This window comes from Pontibacter sp. HJ8, assembly GCF_054824225.1.
In genome coordinates, this window is sequence record NZ_JSYF01000342.1 from 1 (window position 1) to 770 (window position 770).

The following is a 770-nucleotide window of genomic DNA, read 5'->3' on the forward strand; positions in this document are numbered from 1 at the left end:
CTACATTTTTAACTGGTCCCTAAACGAAAACCGCTCCGCATCTGAAACCAGACACGGAGCGGAATTCGAAACTAATACTTAATTAAAATTACTGCTTGGCAGTAAGGTTAAGCGATACGATGAAGTTGTCGTCGATCACATTGTCGCCCAGGTCATCGAAGAAGCTCTTTGAACCATAGCGCACATCATACTTGGCACGGTCAACGATCACTTCGCCTTTGGCAGTTGCTACGCCATTTTCAACTGAAACAGTAGCAGGGAAAGTTACCGGGTTGGTTTTGCCTTTGATCGTCAGATCACCTGTAACGTTGTAGTTTGGCTGGCCAGCTGCAGCATCTGCAATCGGGCTAACACTGTTAATTTTGAAAGTAGCAGTCGGGTGCTTCTCCACTCCAAAGAAATCATCAGACTTCAGGTGGCCTACCAGTTTGCCATTGTCTTCAGCAGCCGTGATATCGGTATTGGCGATGGAAGCCATATCGATTGTGAATTCGCCACCAACTACGGCATCGTTCGCAACCAGAAGTTCACCACTCTGAAGGCCGATAGTACCAGAGTGCTCGCCTCCTACTTTTTTACCAATCCAGGTCAGTTCGCTTTCAGCAGGAACTACTGCATAGGCTTCTCCACCCTCAGCTGATACCGCCTCTGTTGCTATTGCATTGTTTTCTGTTGTGGAAGAAGTGTTGTCACCACAGGCCGTGAACATAAGCGCTGCCGCCATTGAAGCCAAAATTGCTGTCTTTTTCATGTGCATTAAAATTTATTCT

The 770-nt window shown here is 46.8% G+C and carries 1 protein-coding gene; it reads right to left on the reverse strand.

All coding sequences use genetic code 11. The annotated features are described in order from the left end of the window. Positions 1–88 precede the first annotated feature (88 nt). Positions 89–751 (reverse strand): YceI family protein, encoded by a 663-nt coding sequence (locus OB13_RS14805; RefSeq protein ID WP_461490947.1) that lies wholly within the window; start codon positions 749–751, stop codon positions 89–91. Between the last annotated feature and the right edge of the window lie 19 nt (positions 752–770).